The 2,277-nt window shown below is 59.6% G+C and carries 3 protein-coding genes; 2 read left to right on the forward strand and 1 reads right to left on the reverse strand.

Translation table 11 applies throughout. From position 1 onward, the window contains the following. Both EOA36_RS33670 and EOA36_RS33675 read left to right on the forward strand, forming a co-directional pair. The coding region (locus tag EOA36_RS33670) for an OmpA family protein (RefSeq protein ID WP_145969464.1) at positions 1-451 on the forward strand (451 nt) is incomplete at its 5' end. 187 nt (positions 452-638) lie between these two features. Beyond that, positions 639-1,106: a DUF1203 domain-containing protein gene (locus EOA36_RS33675; protein ID WP_127281037.1), complete on the forward strand. Its 468-nt coding sequence runs from the start codon at positions 639-641 to the stop codon at positions 1,104-1,106. Between the two features lie 233 nt (positions 1,107-1,339). On the opposite strand, the gene EOA36_RS33680 is transcribed toward EOA36_RS33675, so the two are convergent. After that, positions 1,340-2,277, reverse strand: a 938-nt coding sequence (locus EOA36_RS33680; protein ID WP_127281038.1) for an outer membrane beta-barrel protein, incomplete at its 5' end; no start/stop codon positions are given.

Genomic DNA, 2,277 nt, shown 5'->3' on the forward strand with positions numbered 1-2,277 from the left:
GCTCGAGGCGGCACCCCGGGTCAAGCTGCGGCCGAACGAGCGCGTCACCATCCGTGAATTCAAGCGCCGGCCGGACCTGCGCCGCATGGCGCGCTCGATCGATATCCAGTCGATCAATTTCGCCTTTGGCTCCGCGGCGATTTCCAGTTCGCAGTATAACAAGATCGATAACATCGCCGATGCGCTGCGCCGCATCCTGCGTCGCGACCCCGGCGCGCGTGTGCTCATCGAGGGTCATACCGACGCTGTCGGATCGTTTCAGTCGAATCAGGTTCTTTCCGAACAGCGCGCCGCTTCGCTGAAGCGCACGCTGGTGCGTGAATTCGGCGTGCCCGGTTATGCATTGGAGACTGTCGGTTACGGCGAGGAATTCCTGCTGGTGCCGACTCAGAGCGAGAACTGGCAGAATCGCCGGGTGACATTGCGCCGCTTCGACGATTTCATCCGCTGAACGCAGGCGCCGATTCAAACTGATTAGCCGGCTTATATTGTCCCGGCTGGCAATATCGGCGCTTATCCCATTTGGTCTCGGGCCCGATTTGCCGACCGCAGGTCGGCCCTCGACTCTTGGCAGGAATCGGGTGGGAAGCATCGAAGGGGAAGCATAATTTCCGCTCAACCACACCGGAGATCATGCGATGACCATCCAGTTCAAAGCTCTGCCGACCGAAGATGTGCAAGCGCTGCAGGGGGGTGGGCCAGACGCCTATGGCAACACGCCCGAGCGCCAGGTTTCCGACGGTGACGGCATGCCTTGCCGGCATTGTTTGAAGAACATCGCCGCCGGCGATGGCTACCTCGTCCTGGCCTACCGGCCGTTCCCGCAGCTTCAGCCTTATGCCGAGACGGGCCCCATCTTCCTGCACGCGCAGGAATGCGAACGCGCTGTTGAGGCGGAGATCATTCCCGAGATACTGGAAAGCGCCGACTATATCGTGCGCGGCTACGGCAAGGACGACCGCATTGTCTATGGCAGCGGCGGCGTCATCCCAACCGACGCTATAGTAGCGCGGGCGGAAACCCTGTTTGAGCGTGAAGGCATTGCCTATGTGCATGTCCGCTCGGCGCGCAACAATTGCTACCAATGCCGGATCGAGCGCGCGTGAGGGCCAGGGATTGGCGATAGAAAGCTTCTGTCGCACTGCTGTCGCATGGATGCGCTAGAAAGCCATTGTCGATCGATTGGCCGACCGCGGATGAACCGGCGGCAATCTCGATATCGAGGAAGCGGGGCTTTGGCTCCGCTTTTTTGTTGCCCAGATTTCACCGCGTCATATCTCAAGCAACGAAAAAGCCCGCCGGCAACGCCGGCGGGCTTTTTTAGGTTTGCCTGGAGGGCTTAGTTGAACTTGTACTTCGCGCCGATACGCACGGTATGGAAGGACGACGTAGAGGTAATGGAGTCGTCAGGCAGCCCCACCTCGGATGAGAAATCTTTCTTGGCGAATTGCGAGTAGCGATACTCAACACCCAAGGTAACATTGCTGGATATTGCCGTTTCCAGACCACCACCAACAGAGAAACCGCTGGAGCCCCAATCGAGGATGTCGCCGACCGGGTCCGAAGCGTTCAAGTCGAAATGCTGCCAACTGTAGCCAGCCAGCGCGTAGGCGAGGGTCGATTCATTCATTTTCATGCCGGCGCGGCCAAGCACATCGAAACCGTAGTCGGTATCGACATTGATCGATCCGCCGCCGAGGTCCAGCTTCGAGGTCATGCCGGAATAGCGGGCGTCCACCATGATGCCAGCGACCCAGCTGCCGAAGTCGTGGTCATAGCCGACATTCAGCTCGCCAAGCACGCCTTCACCGCCGAGGCCGTTGAACTTCGCGCCGCCAAGCGGTGGGATTTCGATCTGGTGCACCGACGCACCCGCGCCCAAACCGCCACCGATATAGAAGCCGGACCAGTTATAGGCGGGCGTTTCAAACGAAGTGGCGGCACCGTTCTGCGCCCCGAAGCGATAGCTGGCGGCAACCTGGAATGTGTGCCGCGACGTATCGAGATTGAGAAGGCCATCCGGAGCCCCGATAAGGCCGGCCTCGGAAAGGAGATCGTCCTTGGTGCCGAAGCGTGTATAGCGATACTCGGTCTTGATCGTCCAATTGCTGTTAATGGCCGTTTCGAGACCACCACCGACGAAATATCCGCTCTGGTCCCAATCGAAACCAAAGCCGGCGTTGGAATCAAGCTTGTACTTCTGCCAGGAATAGCCGCCCAGCACGTAGCCCAGCGTGTTCGGGGTAAGCAGATACCCTACGCGCAGACCAGCGTCGA

It is taken from the genome of Mesorhizobium sp. M8A.F.Ca.ET.021.01.1.1 (assembly GCF_003998025.1).
Taxonomy (GTDB): domain Bacteria; phylum Pseudomonadota; class Alphaproteobacteria; order Rhizobiales; family Rhizobiaceae; genus Mesorhizobium.

What these genes read in the sequence shown, in the direction of transcription:
- EOA36_RS33675 (WP_127281037.1), top strand. Translation starts at nt 639, where the DNA reads ATGACCATCCAGTTCAAAGCTCTGCCGACCGAAGATGTGCAAGCGCTG.